Origin of the sequence: Streptococcus ruminantium, assembly GCF_003609975.1 — a bacterium.
In the GTDB taxonomy this organism is placed as follows: Bacteria; Bacillota; Bacilli; order Lactobacillales; family Streptococcaceae; genus Streptococcus; species Streptococcus ruminantium.
In genome coordinates this window covers 916,416-935,455 of sequence record NZ_AP018400.1, presented here as the reverse complement: position 1 = coordinate 935,455, position 19,040 = coordinate 916,416, and the positions used below count along the sequence as shown (strand labels likewise).

21 protein-coding genes, 1 pseudogene and 1 other annotated feature are annotated in these 19,040 nt (G+C 37.7%); of the genes and pseudogenes, 6 read left to right on the top strand and 16 right to left on the bottom strand.

Translation table 11 applies throughout. The annotated features are described in order from the left end of the window. Positions 1–6 precede the first annotated feature (6 nt). The 9 genes and pseudogenes from SR187_RS04550 to SR187_RS04510 form a co-directional block, all read right to left on the bottom strand. Positions 7–435: a hypothetical protein gene (locus tag SR187_RS04550; RefSeq protein WP_120171648.1), complete on the bottom strand. Its 429-nt coding sequence runs from the start codon at positions 433–435 to the stop codon at positions 7–9. Beyond that, positions 419–1,774: a DNA (cytosine-5-)-methyltransferase gene (dcm, locus tag SR187_RS04545; protein ID WP_120171647.1), complete on the bottom strand. Its 1,356-nt coding sequence runs from the start codon at positions 1,772–1,774 to the stop codon at positions 419–421. The genes SR187_RS04550 and dcm overlap by 17 nt, the downstream gene beginning before the upstream one ends. Positions 1,775–1,930: 156 nt before the next feature. Next, a pseudogene (locus SR187_RS04540) lies at positions 1,931–2,755 on the bottom strand (replication initiator protein A). After that, positions 2,752–2,925, bottom strand: a complete 174-nt coding sequence (locus SR187_RS09940) for a hypothetical protein (protein WP_120172473.1) — start codon at positions 2,923–2,925, stop codon at positions 2,752–2,754. Before SR187_RS09940 ends, SR187_RS04540 begins: the two are co-directional and overlap by 4 nt. 259 nt (positions 2,926–3,184) lie before the next feature. Continuing rightward, entirely contained in the window at positions 3,185–3,550 is a 366-nt protein-coding gene (rplL, locus tag SR187_RS04530; RefSeq protein ID WP_024532818.1) for a 50S ribosomal protein L7/L12, read from the bottom strand. A 66-nt stretch (positions 3,551–3,616) separates the two neighbouring features. Then, on the bottom strand, positions 3,617–4,111 hold the full coding sequence (gene rplJ / locus SR187_RS04525) for a 50S ribosomal protein L10 (RefSeq protein ID WP_024532817.1): 495 nt from the start codon (positions 4,109–4,111) through the stop codon (positions 3,617–3,619). A gap of 25 nt (positions 4,112–4,136) precedes the next feature. Beyond that, positions 4,137–4,271: a sequence feature (ribosomal protein L10 leader region), on the bottom strand. Between the two features lie 226 nt (positions 4,272–4,497). Next, positions 4,498–6,591, bottom strand: coding sequence for a type I DNA topoisomerase (topA, locus tag SR187_RS04520; protein WP_024532816.1), 2,094 nt, complete (start codon positions 6,589–6,591; stop codon positions 4,498–4,500). A gap of 93 nt (positions 6,592–6,684) precedes the next feature. Next, positions 6,685–7,527 carry a DNA-processing protein DprA gene (dprA, locus tag SR187_RS04515; RefSeq protein WP_024532815.1) on the bottom strand — a complete coding sequence of 281 codons (843 nt, stop codon included), beginning with the start codon at positions 7,525–7,527 and terminating at the stop codon, positions 6,685–6,687. Between the two features lie 60 nt (positions 7,528–7,587). Next, the gene (locus SR187_RS04510) at positions 7,588–8,145 is read right to left on the bottom strand and encodes a sugar O-acetyltransferase (RefSeq protein ID WP_120171646.1); all 558 of its coding nucleotides are present in this window, start codon (positions 8,143–8,145) and stop codon (positions 7,588–7,590) included. A 331-nt stretch (positions 8,146–8,476) separates the two neighbouring features. Here SR187_RS04510 and SR187_RS04505 point away from each other — a divergent pair, with 331 nt between their 5' ends. Continuing rightward, positions 8,477–8,923, top strand: coding sequence for a DUF1836 domain-containing protein (locus SR187_RS04505; RefSeq protein WP_024532813.1), 447 nt, complete (start codon positions 8,477–8,479; stop codon positions 8,921–8,923). Further along, the gene (trhA, locus tag SR187_RS04500; protein ID WP_024532812.1) at positions 8,913–9,563 is read left to right on the top strand and encodes a PAQR family membrane homeostasis protein TrhA; all 651 of its coding nucleotides are present in this window, start codon (positions 8,913–8,915) and stop codon (positions 9,561–9,563) included. Before SR187_RS04505 ends, trhA begins: the two co-directional genes overlap by 11 nt. A 179-nt stretch (positions 9,564–9,742) precedes the next feature. Here the strand turns inward: trhA and SR187_RS04495 are convergent, their stop codons facing one another. Genes SR187_RS04495 through ylqF form a run of 3 tightly spaced genes read right to left on the bottom strand, consistent with a single transcriptional unit; the run spans position 9,743 to position 12,367 of the window. Continuing rightward, entirely contained in the window at positions 9,743–10,753 is a 1,011-nt protein-coding gene (locus SR187_RS04495; protein WP_024532811.1) for a YdcF family protein, read from the bottom strand. After that, the gene (locus tag SR187_RS04490) at positions 10,753–11,529 is read right to left on the bottom strand and encodes a ribonuclease HII (RefSeq protein ID WP_120171645.1); all 777 of its coding nucleotides are present in this window, start codon (positions 11,527–11,529) and stop codon (positions 10,753–10,755) included. Before SR187_RS04490 ends, SR187_RS04495 begins: the two co-directional genes overlap by 1 nt. After that, positions 11,516–12,367 carry a ribosome biogenesis GTPase YlqF gene (ylqF, locus tag SR187_RS04485; RefSeq protein ID WP_120171644.1) on the bottom strand — a complete coding sequence of 284 codons (852 nt, stop codon included), beginning with the start codon at positions 12,365–12,367 and terminating at the stop codon, positions 11,516–11,518. The genes SR187_RS04490 and ylqF overlap by 14 nt, the downstream gene beginning before the upstream one ends. Positions 12,368–12,806: 439 nt before the next feature. Between ylqF and SR187_RS10265 the strand changes: the two genes are divergently transcribed. From SR187_RS10265 to SR187_RS04470, 3 genes are all read left to right on the top strand, one after another. Continuing rightward, positions 12,807–13,073 carry a lactococcin 972 family bacteriocin gene (locus tag SR187_RS10265; RefSeq protein ID WP_227985530.1) on the top strand — a complete coding sequence of 89 codons (267 nt, stop codon included), beginning with the start codon at positions 12,807–12,809 and terminating at the stop codon, positions 13,071–13,073. Positions 13,074–13,138: 65 nt separating this feature from the next. Next, entirely contained in the window at positions 13,139–15,247 is a 2,109-nt protein-coding gene (locus SR187_RS04475) for a DUF1430 domain-containing protein (protein WP_120171643.1), read from the top strand. A 2-nt stretch (positions 15,248–15,249) separates the two neighbouring features. Continuing rightward, positions 15,250–15,882: an ABC transporter ATP-binding protein gene (locus tag SR187_RS04470; protein WP_120171642.1), complete on the top strand. Its 633-nt coding sequence runs from the start codon at positions 15,250–15,252 to the stop codon at positions 15,880–15,882. 275 nt (positions 15,883–16,157) lie between these two features. On the opposite strand, the gene SR187_RS04465 is transcribed toward SR187_RS04470, so the two are convergent. From SR187_RS04465 to SR187_RS04455, 3 genes are all read right to left on the bottom strand, one after another. Further along, on the bottom strand, positions 16,158–16,382 hold the full coding sequence (locus tag SR187_RS04465; protein ID WP_120171641.1) for a hypothetical protein: 225 nt from the start codon (positions 16,380–16,382) through the stop codon (positions 16,158–16,160). 291 nt (positions 16,383–16,673) lie between these two features. Then, positions 16,674–16,985 (bottom strand): bacteriocin immunity protein, encoded by a 312-nt coding sequence (locus SR187_RS04460; RefSeq protein WP_162496986.1) that lies wholly within the window; start codon positions 16,983–16,985, stop codon positions 16,674–16,676. Further along, entirely contained in the window at positions 16,985–17,218 is a 234-nt protein-coding gene (locus tag SR187_RS04455) for a bacteriocin (RefSeq protein ID WP_120171640.1), read from the bottom strand. Before SR187_RS04455 ends, SR187_RS04460 begins: the two co-directional genes overlap by 1 nt. Positions 17,219–17,510: 292 nt before the next feature. Between SR187_RS04455 and SR187_RS04445 the strand changes: the two genes are divergently transcribed. Next, entirely contained in the window at positions 17,511–17,636 is a 126-nt protein-coding gene (locus tag SR187_RS04445) for a ComC/BlpC family leader-containing pheromone/bacteriocin (protein ID WP_079276156.1), read from the top strand. Positions 17,637–17,692: 56 nt separating this feature from the next. Here SR187_RS04445 and SR187_RS04440 read toward each other — a convergent pair whose 3' ends face one another. Continuing rightward, positions 17,693–19,033 carry a sensor histidine kinase gene (locus SR187_RS04440; RefSeq protein ID WP_120171638.1) on the bottom strand — a complete coding sequence of 447 codons (1,341 nt, stop codon included), beginning with the start codon at positions 19,031–19,033 and terminating at the stop codon, positions 17,693–17,695. Between the last annotated feature and the right edge of the window lie 7 nt (positions 19,034–19,040).

The window sequence follows — 19,040 nt, the reverse complement described above, 5'->3', positions numbered from 1 at the left end:
TTCCTCCTACACAGATAGCTCCTTCTCTAATGCTTGAGTTAGTGGGGGAAACACCTTACTCATATCAATAGGTGATCTGCCTTCACCAAAACTCTTTACTGTAATCAGTGTAGTCAATAAACCATCTTTTCCATTTGCCATATAATGTTGACCAAATGCCCTAAAGGCGAGATTGTTCTCATCCGTTAGATAAGTATCAACACCATTTTTGATGTCTTGGGTTTCGATAAATTCAAAAATACGATGTAAGTTGGACTCATAAGCTAACGGATAATTCATTTCTTTGTGGTAGTCATCTTCAAAAGTGACATCAATGTCACAATCATAATTGGGTAAAGAAGCAATCATTTCCGAAAATCTCTCTACTTCTGCTTGATGTATGGCTTCTTCTAGATCCGTGCAGTTCCTAATACTTTTACTATGTAATAATTTCATGGTTTTCTTCCTCTTCAATCTTTCTAAATTCTCTAGCAATGGCCTCGATAACAGTGACGGTCACGCTATTGCCTGCTTGTTTATACAACTGACTTTTACTTGAAACACTTTCTGCCCTCTCAAAAGCCCAGTCAGGAAATCCTTGTAACCTAAAACACTCTCTTGGGGTTAGGCGTCTGATTCTCAAACGATACAGTTTTCCATCTAGGATTATTCCAGTCACTTCATACCACTTGTCCTTACGGTACTCCAAAGCAGCAACAACCACTCCCATATTGTCAGAAGTGGTTAAGGTATTTGAAATCCCCTTTCCCACTCGTCCTCTGCGTTTGGTAGACTCTGGGTAAGCAAGGTTGACAGAATCTCCCACTATTGCCTTGGCATAGCCTAGTTTGGTCGCTTCCCTAATTTTCAAATGTGGCGCTTCTTCACGACAGAGAATCTTAGGAACTTTATCCCCTCCTTGCATGGTTGTCAACGTTGGAGAAAGCCCTGAAAGGTCATAGACTCGTCCAGTTTGGATAAAAGAAGTTGGTAAAGTTCCTGCGACAACTACACCATGCCGATCTTGGCTAGTTAAAGTAAACATCGGATCATCGTTCCCTTTAAAGCGTCTCCCATGTTGGCGTTTTTCTAGCCTATCAGGAGTTAAAACAGGAATGGCAATTTTAGTTCCCTCACCTTTTCCTCTGGTTAAGGTTGGTGCTAGCCCACGTGATAAATAGACTTCTCCATTCATCCCTTTGCCTGACAGATTAACATTGCCTAATCGTTCAAGACCAGCTGAGCTGTTTTCTCCTCTGAGAGGAAATAGGAATCGGGGACAGTATCTTCTAGAATGTCCGATAATAAAAATTCTTTCCCGGTTTTGCGGCACGTGGAAATCTTTACTGTTAAGCACCTGCCATTCAACATCATACCCCAACTCATCCAATGTGGCGAGGATTGTTCGAAATGTCTCTCCCTTGTCGTGACTGAGTAAGCCCTTGACATTTTCGAGGAATAAAAAACGTGGTTGGATCTGTTTGGCCGCTCGAGCAATCTCGAAGAACAAAGTTCCCCTAGTATCCTCAAATCCCAATCGTCTGCCTGCGAGTGAAAATGCCTGACAAGGGAATCCCCCACAGATGATGTCCACTTGCCCTCTAAGTTGTCTAAAGTCCTGATCTGTGACTTGTCTAATATCATGAAATTCTATTTCTCCTTTGGTCTCATAGATGGCCTTGTAAGATTTCCTCGCAAACTTGTCAATCTCACAAAAGCCAATACACTCATGGCCCTGACGGGTTAATCCCAGTCGAAAGCCTCCAATTCCTGCAAACAAATCTAAAAACTTCATGTCTCTCATTCCTTTCTGACAAAACTAAAAGGACCTTACTTCTTGCGTAACGTCCTTTCTTAACAATGATCTTCCATTTCTGGGGCAGTGATAAGTTCAAAAATGAACCAAATCATTCCTAATTCCCAAATACCTAATAATATCCACCAAAACATCTTACTCACCCCCTTTTAGTTCTTTTAAGCGTTGGACCTTGGTCCATTCGGATAAGACGCCATTAAAGACATACTCCGCTATCGTTTCTGTTCTGTCCGCAAACCTCATATTCTCTAAAGCGTACTGATACCGATGATCAAAATAAAGCATGGCATAATCACTAGCGGCTCGTGATAGACCAACTTGTCTCAACTGGTCATGCACCAAGCCCCAAATGTAATCTCTATCGTATCTTGTGACTCGGTCTACTTTACGTTGAAAATAGTCATTGTCATTTTTCTTACTTGTTTGACTTACTTTCTCCTCCTCGTCCTCAATGACTGACTCACTCTCTTTAGTTTCACTCATATCAGTCTCACTAACTTCAGTCTCACTAGTGGCTGAATTTAAGACCTGCCCCGGCTGATTTTGACACCCCCCTAGTGTTTTTTGAGCACTACCCCCGTTTGAATTTGAGACTGGGGTAGGTTCATGTTCCAACTCCCCCAAGTAAATCTTATTGGCCATTCGTCCTTTTTCACTGGAAGATTGTTGGACTTCATCTATTAAGCCATACTCTCGCAACGTTTTCTTAATAGCCAACAACTTAGACTTGGAACAGCCAAGTAGTGCCATGAGTTTGGAGTTGGAATATACCAGATAAATAGCCCCATCTTCATCTATCCAACCTTTACTCAAGGACAACTCTAAACGGTCTTTTAGAACAGCATAAGCAACCTTAACCTCAAGTTTCATGTCCTTATAGCGATCACTCTCAAACAAGAGTTTTGGGAGCTTATAGTAACGCTCTGACGTTTAATAGTGATTTGCGGTAATACGTTTCATGATTGTCCCTCCAACACTAATAAACCGATATTTCCTAACTCATCAAATTGAATTAGCCCTGACTCTTCCATTTCAATAACAATCCTCTTTGCTTTCTCGATGTCAATTCTCATGATAGCCATGAGATGACACATCACAATTTGTCGTGATGACTGTTCATTCTTTTGCATGATTTTCCTCCTGAAAATAAAAAAAGCGAGAACACTTATTGAAATGTTCTCGCTCACATAAAAATATATTTCTACAAATACAAATGCTGAAGAATAGCAATTCTGCACAGTATATTTATATAAAAACAAAAATCCTGCCAAAGATTTTTTGGCAGGATTTTTGGCAGGAAACCAAATCAAATTATCAGTTTCTTTAAATCGCTATAAGCTCTAAAAGACTGGTAAATCGGGCTTCCGCAATCTAATTATGATGTGACTCTTATTTAAGAGTAACTGAAGCGCCAGCTTCTTCCAATTTAGCTTTGATTTCTTCAGCTTCAGCTGTTGCAACACCTTCTTTAACAAGCGCTGGTGCACCGTCAACAAGTTCTTTAGCTTCTTTAAGACCAAGACCAGTGATTTCACGTACAACCTTGATAACGCCAACTTTTTTATCGCCAGCAGATGTCAATTCTACGTCAAATGAGTCTTTAGTTTCTTCTGCAGCACCACCAACCGCAGCAACAGCTACAGGAGCAGCCGCAGTTACACCAAATTCCTCTTCGATAGCTTTAACAAGGTCGTTAAGCTCAAGGATAGTAGCTTCTTTAATTTCAGCAATAATATTTTCAATGTTCAATGCCATTGTGATTTTCCTCCAATTTAGGTTTTTTAATTCGTTTGTAGCACTAAGCAGCCACACTCTGACACATTAAGCAGCGTCTTCTTTTTCTGCAACAGCTTTGACAGCGTATGCAACGTTGCGAACTGGCGCTTGAAGTACAGAAAGCAACATAGAAAGCATGCCTTCGCGGTTTGGCAATGTAGCAAGTGCTTCAATTTCTTCTTTAGAAGAAACTTTACCTTCTACAGCACCACCCTTGATTTCAAGAGCATCAGCAGTTTTTGCGAAATCATAAATTGTTTTGGCTGGAGCAACTGCATCATTTGAGAATGCAACTGCAGATGGACCTACAAACAATTCTGTAAGACCTTCAAGACCAGCTTGCTCAGCAGCACGACGCAAGATTGAGTTTTTGATAACTTTGTACTCAACTTCTGCACCACGCAAGTTACGACGAAGAACTGTATCTTGTTCAACTGTCAAACCACGAGCATCTACAACAACGATAGATGTTGCAGCTTTCATTTGCTCAGCAACGGCATTTACTAATTCCGCTTTTTTAGCGATAATAGCTTCACTCATTTCTTTACCTCCGTTTTTATTTTGGTTGGACACAAAAAAATCGCATCCAAACCCAGACACGAAAGTACAAATACGTTTATATCAATAATCGTTTTGTGCCTCGGTAGGATGTTTACGAGTCTAGCTCCCCTACTGTCTTAGGTCAGTTTTTTCAAACTTAAATAATCATACCACAGTATTTCAAATAAAGCAAGAATTTTTTCTCATTTTTTTAAAAATTTGAAAGAGGTTGGAACAATAGTCCGACCTCATATATAAAAAGCGAACAAAACTAGTTTTCTGACAATCAGAATATCGGTTTGTTCACTTTTTGGCTTAATTATAAATCTAAAGGACTTGATATTTGAGATTTGCAAAATTGAAAATCTTTTTGTCCCAAACACTGATTATTTGACTTTCTCCTCTTCGTAATCTCCGCTAGGACAAACAACTTGTTTGCCACCACCACGAACTTTCTTTTCTACAAGATGATGCTCACATTTTGGACAAGAACGGCCTACTGGTTTATCCCACGAAGTAAATTCGCACTCCGGATAACGGTCACAGCCATAAAAGAGACGATTGCGTTTGCTCTTACGCTCAATGACTTGTCCTTTTTGGCAGATGGGGCAAGTTACCCCAATTTCTTTTGTAATTTGCTTGGTATTGCGACAATCTGGAAAGTTACTACATGCATAGAATTTTCCAAATCGTCCCAATTTGATAACCATTTCATGTCCACAAACTTCACAAGCAAAGCCTGCTGGCTCATCCTTGATTTGGATTTTCTCCATTTCTTGCTCAGCTTTTGCCAATTCAACCTTAAATGGTAGGTAGAAACTGTTAATAACCTTCTGCCACTGCTCTTTTCCAACTTCAACATCATCTAGCTTTTGCTCCATATCCGCTGTAAACTTAACATTAACAATATCTGGGAAGAACTCAACAATTAGCTTATTGACAATCTCTCCCAATTCTGTTGGTTCGAATCGTTTGGATACCAATTTAACATAATAGCGTTTTTGGATTGTTTCAATGGTTGGAGCATAAGTAGACGGCCGACCAACTCCATTTTCTTCCAAAGTTTTAATCAAGGTAGCTTCAGAATAGCGAGCTGGTGGTTGGGTAAAATGTTGCTCTGGCTTTGTTGAGAGGCGAACAACCGTATCCCCTTCTTCCATATCTGGCAACATCTTATTTTTATCAGAATCGTTATAAACTGCCATATAGCCATCAAATTTAACTTGACTTCCGTTAGCAGCAAAGATAACGCCATTTTGTCCTAGACGTACACTCATGGTATCAAATACTGCGGCAGCCATCTGACTAGCTACAAAACGATTCCAAATGAGCGTATAGAGACGCAGCTGGTCTTTATCTAGGTATTTTGCGATTGATTCTGGTGTTAGATTGACATTTGAAGGTCGGATAGCTTCATGGGCATCTTGAGCACCACTTGCATTTTTAATCTTATTCCCATGTTTAGAATATTTGACCCCAAATCGTTCTGTGATAAATGCCGCTGCTTGAGTCTGAGCAACAGGACTGATGCGAGTTGAGTCTGTACGCATATAGGTAATCAGACCTTGCGTCCCACCTGTTCCCAAGCTGACTCCTTCATAAAGCTGCTGAGCAACCATCATGGTCTTGCGAGTACGGAAATTGATTTTATTGGCTGCATCCATCTGCATGGTTGAGGTCGTGTAAGGAAGTGGAGCATTACGTCTACGCTCTTTACGCTCCACTTGTTCTACCAAGAAGTCATCCCCAGTGAGACGAGACAGAATATTCTGCACTTGCTCGTTATTCTCAATTTTAGTCTTTTTACCATCCAAACCATAGAATGACGCCTGAAACTTCTCACTACCTTTTTTAAAGGTTCCGTCAATAGTCCAGTATTCTTCTGGCTTAAATTGACTGATTTCATTCTCACGATCAATAATCAGTTTAAGAGCAACAGATTGAACGCGCCCTGCAGACAATCCTTTCTTAACTTTCTTCCATAGAATAGGAGAGATTGAATATCCAACAATACGATCCAAAACACGACGAGCTTGCTGGGCATCAACCAGATCAAAGTTAATGGTCCGAGGTTCTTGAAAGGCATTCTTTACCGCATCCTTGGTAATCTCATTGAAGACAACACGATTCTTGTCGTTTTCGTCCAAACCCAAAATATGGGCTAAATGCCAGGAAATAGCTTCTCCTTCTCGATCCGGGTCACTTGCAAGAAAGACTTTCTTGGCACTTTTAGCTTCTTTTTTCAAAGAATTGATCAAAGGTCCCTTACCACGAATATTAATGTACTCAGGTGCGTAGTTATTCTCAAAGTCAATGGACATACTGGATTTTTTCAAGTCACGGATATGCCCAACCGAAGCTACCACTTTATAGTTTTTACCAAGATATTTCTCTATTGTCTTGGCCTTAGCTGGCGACTCAACAATAACTAAATTTTTCTTGGCTGCTGTCTTTTTCTTGCTCACTGATTTTGTTGCCATTCTTTTACCCTAATAAATATTTTTAACCTCACAAAGAATATACTATTTTTCAACCAGTGTCAAGATTTTTATTTTCCTATAGAAAAACTTATTTTAAAATTGATAATCTGAAATGATATCCAAACCACTTGTAATACATTTGGCACCTTCCTGTATCAAATGGTGACAACCATCTGATTTTCCATCTAAAATAGATCCTGGAATGGCATAAACTTCTCTACCTTCCTCCAAAGCTCTTTCACAGGTAATCAAACTACCAGACCGCATTTTGGCTTCGCAAACTACCAAACCTTCAACCAAACCAGCAATAATACGATTGCGCTCTGGAAAATGAAATTTGAGAGGTTTGGCACTCGGTTCGTACTCTGTTAGGAGTAAATGATTCTTTCCAATATAGTGTTGTAGTTCCTTATTTTCCTTTGGGTAGACTATATCCAAGCCAGCTCCAACAACAGCAATCGTTTGTCCGCCATTCTTTAGGCTGGCAATATGAGCTGCTGTGTCAATTCCTCTCGCTAGACCGCTAACAATAACAAAGCGATTGTTGAGTTCTTTTAGAATCTTTCGGACGGATTGGATACCATTTTTACTGGCAGTTCGTGTCCCTACCACAGCTAGCTTGGGCTTGTCTAAGAGTTCCAAATCACCTTGATAAAATAAGAGGACGGGTGGATTATAAATCTGTTTTAATGCCAAGGGATAGCTATCGTCTAAAATGGATAGGGATGGGTACTTATTAAACTCTTGTCTGCAAGCTTTTAAATCTAAACTCTTATAATTTTCCATAAAAAGAATTGGATTCTTGCACTCTGAGACAACAGCAATATTCCGAATGGACAATTGTTTACCATATTTTTCTCTATAAGCCAAGACCTTGTTGATGTTGAGATTAGTTAGTCCAGCTTTTTTTAGTTTAAATAGTTCAAAGTTATTCATATTATTCACCTCAATCATATTGTTCGTAATGAAAACAAAAAATTCTCCCAAATGGAAGAATTATTTTTGAGGTATTTCTTTGATGACACGCGCAGGATTGCCCGCTAAAACGATATTATCACCAAAAGACTTGGTCACAACGGAACCAGCACCAACAACGACATTGTCACCCAAGGTTACTCCTGGCAGAACGATAACTCCACCACCAGCCCAGAAATTATCCCCAATAGTAATCGGCGAACCATATTCCAAACCAGAATTGCGTTCAATGGGATCCAACGGATGTAAGGGCGTCAAAAACTGGCAGTTGGGACCAATCATGGCATTCTTTCCAATTGTTATCGGACAGACATCCAACATGGTGCAGTTAAAATTAGCATAAAAATCCTCTCCAACATGAATGTTACTTCCGTAGTCGCAACAAAAATTCGGTTCCATATAGAGACGTTCACCTGTCCCGCCAAACCAAGACTTGATCAATTCAGAACGCTTTTCACCGTCTAATTCATTATTAAATTTTTGCATATTTTGGCGGGCCAGCATCCTCATTTGCCTCAGTTCTGAGTCATCGGCCGTATATGGCTGACCAGCAAGCATTTTTTCTCTCTCAGTGAGCATAAAAACTCCTATTTTTTGTAATCAGTCCAATCTTTGGACGATTAGATAGATATCAATTACAAGTCTAAGCTTTCCAAGCAATGACTAATTTCATTGTGTTATTCAAAGAAAATAGTACTCACTTGTATTTATCAATATATTTTCTATATGATATAACTAGCTTTAAAAAAAGTCAATAACAAATCTTAATGGTATTAACCAACAAGTTAATCGAAATGTTCACACAATCTAAAATACTATGGCTTCAAATTGTTGAAGCTTTTTCTTGACTTCAGATAAATAATATCATAAAATCTAGTTATCGATACTAGATAAAAGAAAGCTGGTAATTATGAATCATTCTTTACCCTATTGGCACGAGCTACCTGACTTAGACTTGTACCTTGATCAGGTTCTCATGTATGTTAATCAAGCAACAAAAGCTCCATATTGTTTGGAGCAAAAAGCTCTAACTGCTGCCATGATAAATAATTATGTCAAACATAAACAGATTGAAAAACCGATTAAGAAAAAATATAAAAAGCATCAATTAGCCCATTTGATAGCCCTAACCATTTTGAAAAATGTGTTTTCCATTCAGGAAATCAGTCAAACCCTTAAAATGCTACTTCTATCTAGCGACTCAGCAACCTTATATAATCATTTTATCGACTGTATGCAAGATAAAGACAGCAAGGAAACTCCCGATATTATCCGTCATGCTTGTCAAACTGTCAAACTCTATTATCAAACACATCAACTTGCCTTTGAACTAGAAAGGAGTTTTCATGAAGAATAGTTTAAAACTCAGCCTCCCTCTTTCCTTTGGAGAAGAAGTTGCAAATAGTGTGACTCATGCAGTTGGAGCTGTGTTCATGCTGGTTTTACTCCCCATTACCGCCATACATTCCTTCAAAGATTACAATCTTACAGCTACAGTGGGGATGTCCATTTTTGTCATCAGCCTCTTCTTAATGTTCCTCTCTTCTTCTGTCTACCACTCTATGCCCTACGCATCCACCCACAAATATATCCTACGCATCATAGATCACAGTATGATATACATTGCCATCGCTGGAAGCTATACACCGGTAGCCCTATCTTTGGTTGGTGGCTGGCTTGGATATCTGATTGTTATTTTACAGTGGGGATTAACAATTCTGGGAATTCTCTACAAAATTTTTGCTAAAAAAATCAACGAAAAATTTAGTCTCTTTCTCTATCTCTTTATGGGATGGCTGGTTGTCTTTATCCTTCCTTCTATTCTCCAAAAGACAGGGCTGACTTTTGGAGTTCTCATGTTAGCTGGAGGACTATCTTATACTATTGGAGCGTTCTTTTATGCTAGGAAAAAACCTTATTTTCACATGATTTGGCACCTTTTTATCCTTCTAGCTTCTGCCTTACAGTATGTAGCAATCGTATATTTTATGCTGTAATAAATAGGGATAAAATACGCGATAGATGTACTTAAATTGCTTAGGAGATAATTTAAAACGAAGGTCTATTCACAACAGCCGTAGAGACTTGATTTGGAAACAAATCTGCCAGTTAACCACTGCGTTAACAGGTGATTAGAACTCTGAAAAAGAGCCCAGACTGATGTGTCTAGGCTCTTTTAATACATCAAACTAACAACCATTCCCAGCAAATAAATCACTGATACAATGCCTAAAAAGATTATGTGCACATTCCGACTCATAACTAGGTAGCCTACAAATTCACGAATGAAGGCATTGAGACTAAAGTAAAACTTGGTTTTAGCTCCATAGCCAATACATTTCATTTTCAATTTCCGAGCTAATAAGAGAGCTCTAAAAACATGGTAGTAATTGGTTACAAGCGCAAAACGACTATCCTTCTTCATCAAGGTTTGGGAAAATTTTAGATTTTCCTCTGTGTTGATAGATTGACTTTCAATAATAATATCTTCGGCAGCAACTCCTTGTTCCATAGCATAATTTGCCATAGCCTGACCTTCCGGAATGAGCTCATCAGCCCCCTGGCCACCTGACATAATTAGTTTGCTGCCTGAGTGTTTCTGATAAATTGCTATGCCTTTATCAATCCGCGAAGCCAACAATGGCGTTACCTTATCACCAATCAGTCCTGCTCCCAATACGACCACATAGTCTAGCTTCCCAGAAAATAGATTGATCAGATTGATAAAACTAGAAATTGTATAAAGAATGCTAATAAAAATAGCGTAGGACACTAGGAACCCAACATAGATGAAAAGCATATTGAAAAAACTAATATCAGAAAGAGATCGGACAACAAACGGTGCGATAAAAAAGTAGAATGTTAAGCCAACTGCCAATCCTATTGACAGGAAATTACGGAAACAAAAACCTTCTCTTTTCAAAATCTGAAAACCATTTAAATAAAGAGTAAGAAGCAGAACGACAGGACCACTTAGCAAGAACAACAATAATACCATAGCCACCGCAATAGCTAATAGTCGCACGATTTCATTGCTCTCTAAAATTCCTGTAGAAATCACAGAAGCCACAGTCCAAATGAAGATATTTAGAGCAAAAAGTGATATAAAAATAGATCGTCTTTCAATAAAATAAAGAGCGATAAAGACGACCAAAGATAGAAAAAATAAACCAATAAGAACAGGCACTAGCTCGCTCCTCCTTCTACCAAAGACTTGATAGGTTCAAAACTTCTACGGTGAATAGGTGTAATGCCAAGTTTGTTCAAACCTTCCACGTGTTCAGCAGTTCCATAGCCAGCATTCTTAGCAAAGCCATAGCCAGAAAATTCTCTATCGTAATCCGCCATCAGCCTATCCCGTGTCACCTTGGCAACAATAGAAGCTGCTGCAATGGATAGACTATTCGCATCGCCTTTGATGATGGATGTCTGAGGAATGGAACTATCCAGCTTCATAGCATCTACCAAGAGGTGCTGGGGTTCTTTATCTAACTTTTCTAAAGCCTCTAACATAGCCAATTTAGTCGCTTCATAAATGTTCACTTGGTCAATTATTTCAGCATTCTTTATCCCAATACCAATCGCTACTGCTTGCTCCATTACCTCTTGGTAGATAGCTTCATGCCTAGATTTAGGAATTTTTTTGGAATCGTTGAGGTAACGAATTTTACAGCCTTTTGGCAAGATGACCGCCGCTGCCACCACCGGCCCCGCCAAAGGCCCCCGACCAACTTCATCAACACCAGCTATCCACTCGACCCCATTTTCGTAGAGGGCTTTTTCGTAGCATAGCATAGCTTCTAAGCGAGCATCTTCTGCTGCTTCTTTTTTCAGCTCCTTTTGGCGTTTCTTAATGGCAGCCTGAACACCTGCTCGCTCATCCAGAGCCAAGTCAGACCATATCGGACTTTCTAGACTGTCCACCCTAGCCAGCAGAGCTGTCACTTCTTTAATCGTTGCCATCCAAATCACTCACCTTATCCAATGTATAGGTACCTAGGCGCCCATCTCGAACATCCTTAACAAAAAGATGATAAAAACGGTCATAGTCATCACGAAAGCCCAATTTCTGTGTCCAAGTCATGATAAGTTCAGGTGTTTCCTGTTCTAAATCCATTCCCTTAAAGCGCTCTAATAAGCGTTCTGGATAGTGAACTTTAAAATAGTCCAAACCAAAAATGGTAACCTCATCCATTGGCAAAAGTTGATCTTTGATAGCGCCTGTCAGGGCTAACTTCAACCCTACCTCTTGGTCTTCAAACTTAGGCCAGAGAATCCCTGGGGTATCCAAAATTTCTAGGTTTTTATTAGATTTGAGCCACTGTTGCCCTTTGGTGACTCCTGGTTTATTTCCAACCACAGCGATTTTCTTACCAGCAAGACGGTTCATCAGGGTAGATTTGCCTGCATTTGGAATACCGATAATCATCGTACGTAAGGTTTCCTTTTGAATTCCTCTTTCGCGTAGTCGTTCAATCTTATCCTTCATCAGACTTTTGGCTGCGTCGGTGACTTTTTTCACCGTTGCTTGCTCTTTTGAGTTGATAGCAAGGGTGCGAATCCCTTGAGATTCAAAATAGCTCTGCCATTCTTTAGTACGACTTGGATCGGCCAAGTCCACCTTATTGAGAATCATCAGCTTGGGCTTATCACCAACAATCTTGGTTAGCATGGGATTTTGGCTGGATTGGGGTAGTCGTGCATCAACTAAAATCGTCACAAAATCAACGTGTTTGATATTTTCCTGTACCTGACGGCGAGCCTTTGACATGTGACCGGGAAACCATTGAATAGTAGCCATGTTAAAAAATTCCTTTCATATCAAGGTTTAAACACCTTATCTCTTTCATACGTTGGTACCGATTTAAAAAATCCAATCAGTCTATATTATACCATTATTTTGCCCAAAATATTACTACCGTTGTTTACAGTACAAAAATTCTCCAAATTTTATAACAGGACAGTCAACTACTATGTCCATTACCTCTTCTTGATTGTTTCTTTAATTTTGGAGCGAGAGAAAGCCGCTTACATCACTTTATTTTGTTCAACCATTCTTCACTAATCATTTTAATTTTACTTGATAAGTTAAGTTTTTATATGCTATAATGAAGATGATATGGAGGGTTTGCTAGAAAGGAGGAAAATAATCCGGAAACTATATTGCAAATCCTTCCGATACGACTATTTCATTATTACATTTTTATGAGGAGAATTGGCACGAACTTCAAAAAATTATTTTGTCCAGCCTCCTAACAATAATGCTCACAATTCCAGTTGTTGTCCTAGCTGTTGAGGTTGGAGGTGGCTATTGGAATTATGGAGTTGGATGGAGTGGAAACTTCGGATATTCAGACTATTTGCACAACTCTAAAACACACAGTTCTTCTATCAAATTTGATGGTCAAGTTGTAGCATCAAGTCGCGCTCAACCAGGTGTTTGGGCCAAGAGTGTTTATTATAGATTTCCACCAACTAGAATGTCCTACTACTGGAATACTTACTAATCATATCTAGAACGGAAGGTCAGTCTAATCTCATTGAACTGACCTTTTTGCTTAGGAGGAAACTAATGAAAAAAATTTTACATATCTTTAACTCCTTGCTGATTGTGCTGGCCAGTCTATTTATCCTTAATATCTATCAGACCAAGGACTATCAAAACCTCCAAGACATAGAAGCAGGCAAGGGGCAAACGACCAAGTTTTATATCACCAATTCTTCAGTATCAACGACTGATCACCTTTCATTTCTGTCTAGCATAAAAGAAAAGTACAGGGTTTCTATCCTTCGCACAGATATGGAAGATGGGGTCATCAGAAAATCCATCCTCTTACACTCTGATACCTTCCCAGCATCAGTTTTCCCTGACATCAAAACAATTGATTTTTCTGATGGTTTCTACGCAAACTTTGCAACAGGAAACCCAAAACAAAAACAAACTCTTCCATCTTTCTATTATCTAAATAAATTAAAAATCACCTCTTTAGAAGAATATTATAAAAATAAAGATCGAACGGTGAATGGCAACTATACCATTGTTTCAGAAAATACCTATGATGTAGCCAGTATCATCAAGGAACTGAGTGATTTTTACCAAATTTCCCCAGCCATGCTCTCAACCCCAGGTGGTTCTGAAGCAACTAGTATTGTCAACCGCTACCTCATCATTTTTTCTATTGTTCTAGCTATTTTAGCGCTGGTAGTTGCAGTTCTCACGATCTACGATACCATTAGCAAAATCAAGGAAATAGGTGTTATGAAGATGATGGGGCTTTCCGATCTTAGAATCATGGTATCTAGAGCAAAAGTTGATCTGCTGTTTCTCATAGCTGCTATGATTCTGACTAACACCTACTTCTCATTATCCCTACAAACAGCTCCTGATAACTTCTATTTTCATCTTTTGCTTAGCCAGTTGTCAATCCTATGCTTTTATCTGTTCTTGCAGGTGCTTGTCTATCTCATCGTAGGAAATTTATCCATTAGCAAGTTACTTAAAAATTTTGCAGATTTTAAAATCGGAACCTTTATCATGTATGGATTGAAAGCCATTACCTTGCTCATCTGTTCATTGATATTAGTTAGCATGTCCGTTACATTTCAACAGTTAAAACAAGATAGAGAAACCGAGATAGCCTGGTCTCCCTACTCCAACTACCTAACACTGGAAAATTATCGTTTAACCACTCTTGGTGAAGCAGATTTTTCAAGTGGTGGAACCCAGGGAATGCGAGAACTTCGTAGTCTTTTTTCAATGCTGGAAAAAAATGAAAATGCCTTTTATATTCACTATGAAAAAATAGAGAAGGGACAAAAGTTTTATGATTACGATGAAACAATCCATTTCACTGCTGATGATTCCTATAATATAATGACTATCAACTCCAATTACTTGTCAGAATTAGGACTAACAGTTGACGGTCAAACTAATTCCGAGCGTCTATTCTTAGTCCCCATTAAATACAAAAACACGAATATACAAGAAGCTATTCGGCATCTTCTGTACAACCGATACCACCGTCAGGAACAAGAAAAGTTAGATGTTACCAGCATTAAAACAAAAATCATCTACTACAACGAAAATATAAATATTTTTTCATTTGACAAAGAACATAGACAAATCAACAATCCAATCTTCACCGTCCTTACTGGTGAAAACATGCTATTTCATGAGGAACAGTTTCTTGGGAATGTAGGGGCATTAAATAACCCAATCAAGATTCCTTATCGTGAGACATTAGGGGAAGCAATTGAAACCAACATTTCCTCTCAATCAAAATATCTTATTCCGAAATTCACCATCTTAAAAGATATTTTAGCTGGAAATGTGAACGTTCAAGAAATTGCCCTGGTTTTTGTCTCTTTCATCTTACTGCTAGTTACAGGCATAGAACTATTTGTCTCACTTGCTCTATCTGGCATTATTTTCCACTCTAATAAATCTAACTTGATGATAAAAAAATTACTTGGTTTCACATTTGTAGATCGCTACCGCAAACACTTTTACAGTTTTACGATTTTATATCTTATCGGTTTGCTATCACTGCTGATTTATTCCAGATCACATCTAGTTCTTATTCTTTTTGGTGGTTTGATTTTGGTCGATACACTTTTCACAATGTTTAACATTAAAAAGCTGGAAAATCAAAACGCACTACAAATTTTGAAAGGGGAGTAAGCATGCTTAAACTAAATGGAATTAACAAATCATTCGGAAAGAAGAATGTATTAAAGGATTTTTCTCTTTCAATAAAAAAAGGCGAAATGGTCGCAATAACTGGTCCTAGCGGCTGCGGAAAATCCACCCTACTTAATATCATTGGCTTGATTGATGATTTTCAAAATGGAAGTTATCAATTTGATGGTATGGAAAATATCAAGGTTAACAGTAGCCAAGCTAGTAGCATTATCAGAAATAAAATATCCTACCTTTTTCAAAATTTTGCGCTGATGGATTCAAAGACTGTCGAAGAAAACTTAATGTTGGCACTTTTTTACCAAAAATTAAGCAAACATGAAAAAAAGAAACGAATCAGTCAGGCATTAGAGCAAGTCGGCTTAAAAGGCTACGAAAATGATAACATTTTTGAACTATCTGGTGGAGAACAGCAAAGGGTTGCTATTGCTAGAGCTATTCTAAAACCAAGTATAGTGATTCTCGCCGATGAACCTACTGGCTCACTAGATAGGAAGAATAAAGAAATTGTTTTGGACTTGCTCCGCAAGTTAAATCAGGATGGTAAAACCATTCTGATTGTGACACATGATCCAGAAGTTGCGGAAGCTTGTTCAAGAACGATCGAACTTATATAAAACAGATTACTAATATTATAAAAAAGCGAACATGTTGAGACTTAGTTTGATAAACTCTCCCAGATTTGTTCGCCTTTTTATTGATGATAATAAAGAATTTTTAATTTGAAAATCTTTTTAATTTTGGCTCCGCTCGCTAAATAAATAAATAAAAGATAAATTGAACGACTATAGAAGATACCTACAGTCGTTTTTTTTATTGATTTACTCAACAGCAAAAATAGTTACTACACCAGCTACTAGTGATTTTACAAAAGTGTAATGGTCACTACAGCTTATGGAAAATGAAACTTATCACACTCTCCTTCTACTTTGTAAGATTCTGAACCAAATTTTACTTGCTCTGGTCCAATAAAAAGACTGGTTGACTGATAAGACTTCGCTAAAGCAATTAAAATTTTATTCCCTATTTTTGAGTTAATTCTAATTGTTTCAGCATATCTTGAATATTTCTTAGTTTTACAGCCGTATCCATTAGTTTTTTCTATCGCTTTAATCATTCATACTTGTCCATGCATCAGCAACACAGGACTTTATCCACATTTGATTGGGTGTATGAGGCCCATTTTTACATTCTAAATTAGTACTCCACGGAGTTACGTTATATCGGTTAGGAGTAGTCAACAAGACTATCAACATCCAAAATATTGAAGTATTCCATTGTTTTTATATTCAAAACGAATACCCCCTTATTTTTCTATTTTATTAGCTTACAACCTTGATAAATTTAGTATACTACGTATTCAAAAATCTTTCTTCAGTTCCTCAATAATAAAAATTATAATCTGATACTATTTTATCATTCCAGAGAGACTTAAGGCTAGCATTTGCCAAAATGACAACTGCCCTCTATATTCAGAGGAAGTTCTGGCTATCCAAACACCAAAATCAATAACCGACTTAGGCGCTTGATAATGATGTGTCATTAAATAAAGGGATATCGCTTGACTCAGTTCAGCAGAAAATTTTAGCAACTGATATTTTGTAGTTAAAAATTGTATATCTTTTAATTTGGTTTGAAAAAGGCTAATTAAATCAGGAACTTGAACGACACTTTCATCTTCACAAAGCTGTTCTAGTTTTTCTATCAATTCTTTTTTCATTATGGAATAATCACTCCAATTCCTGGTCTTGCATGCCACGGACCATAATTTATCCATCCATTAACAATAACTTGACCAGTATATCCCCACAATTCCCTATAGTCTACCGAACAGCTTGTTTTACCATTCACAGTCTTGCAATACGCACCAGGTGCGATCTTTACTCCACCTGCAATCTTAGCAAGCTTTTCAACCTCTATAACCTCAAATCGTTCCGTTGTTTTCGTATTCACAACGAAGACCTCCTATATGCTTTTTATTTTTGTCGGGTTGCAACCTTGACAAATTTAGTATACCACGTATTCAAAAAAATTTTTGCTCCATTTCCTGAATGGTTATTTAACTTTCCTGAATGGTACATTTTTTCGTTCAAAGCTTTAAAATGACCGTTTAGGAAGAGTTTGTGAAAATTATTTTTTTTAACTTTACCATTTAGGACGTTTCGATGACCATTTAGGATTTGAAGAAAAGAATCATCTGTTTTTGTATACAATAAAATAAACAAATATGTAAGGAGGTCCAAAAATGGACAAAGAAAAACCATTCACTCAGTTTACCGAACTAACTGACTCAGAACTTAACCGTATCTCTGGTGGAGATTGGTGGGCTGATTTTCTCAAGAAAATTACAGTCTCTATAAATAAAAAATAAGTATAGAACTAATATAAAATGGTAGGTGTGAACTAACTCCCTATGCCTACTTATTTTTATTTATTCTTTCCAATTTCTAACATTTGACCAAAAACATGGCATTGACTTCTAGTATTAAGCGATACATTTGGATAACGTTCTATGATCTTCATCACATTATATAGACCAATCCCCCTGTCACTCCCCTTTGAACTATGACCAAAAGAATAAACTTTTGAAATATTGACTGTTTCCTCTTTAATCGAGTTTTCAATAATAAACATTTGCTTATCGCCTATATTTAAAAAGGCAACATTTATCTTTGGACTGCTAGTATCCACAGCAGCTTCTAAGGCATTATCAAAAAGAATAGATACAATCGTGATAAAATCAATCAACTCCATATCTTGGAGTTTAACAACCTCCGGCACTTCCAAGGTTACCGCCACATCATGTTCATCAGCTTGAATACTCTTAGCAGCCAGCAAACTCTTCAAGGCGGAATCTTGAATATTTATCAAACGACCAATGTCGTATTTTTGGTGTCTAAACTTTTTATGTGAATCCTTGAGTACGGAATCATATATCTCCTTAATTTGTGCCATATTATTTTCTTCAATACCCAAACGTAATGTCGTCAATAAATTGGTATAATCATGGCGAAAGCCTCTCACCTCGCGATAGAGCCCCTCTATGTGCTTGCTATATTTCTCTAAATCATTGAGTTGTAAACTCTGTTGAAAAGTCAGTTTGGCCTGTAATTTTTCCCTCAAGTGAGTATCAACTTGCTTGATCATTCCCATAAATAGTATCAAATAGATTACTAATATAAACTGGCGATAGCTCTGAGTAAGAACCGCGTGCTCATACTCAAAGTAAGTCAATACTTGCATTAGCAAATAGTAAATGACCATTGCACAATTGGCGACACATAATAGCTTTTTCTCTTTTAAATCAACCATCTCAGCTCTAAGTGCAACAAAATCATACCGAAGCCATTTAAGGAAAATAAGAGTTAATAAAATACTCAAAAAAAGAGAGAAAAAAGAGAACAGATTATCTTCTAATAGAACTTTGGGCTGTCCCCAAAAGGGAATAATAAAAAATACAATCAACCGATTAAAAATATCCCAGAAAGTAGGTATAAAGAGACCATAGAAAATAAGTAGTGTTTTAGACTGTGGTTTCAGAAAGAACCAAGAGAATAAGAGACCATACAGAGGATCGTCGAAATAGTTAAAAAAACGACTTGATAAGACACTATTTAAGGTAGCTATTACAAATGCGACCAGCACTCTAAGAAAAAACGCCATTGAAATTGATTTAACAGTAAATCTTATATGGTTAATTTTGAAAAATAACCCTATCATCAAGCTATTAGATACAACAACTTCCATGATATACTGGATAACATTCATACATTCT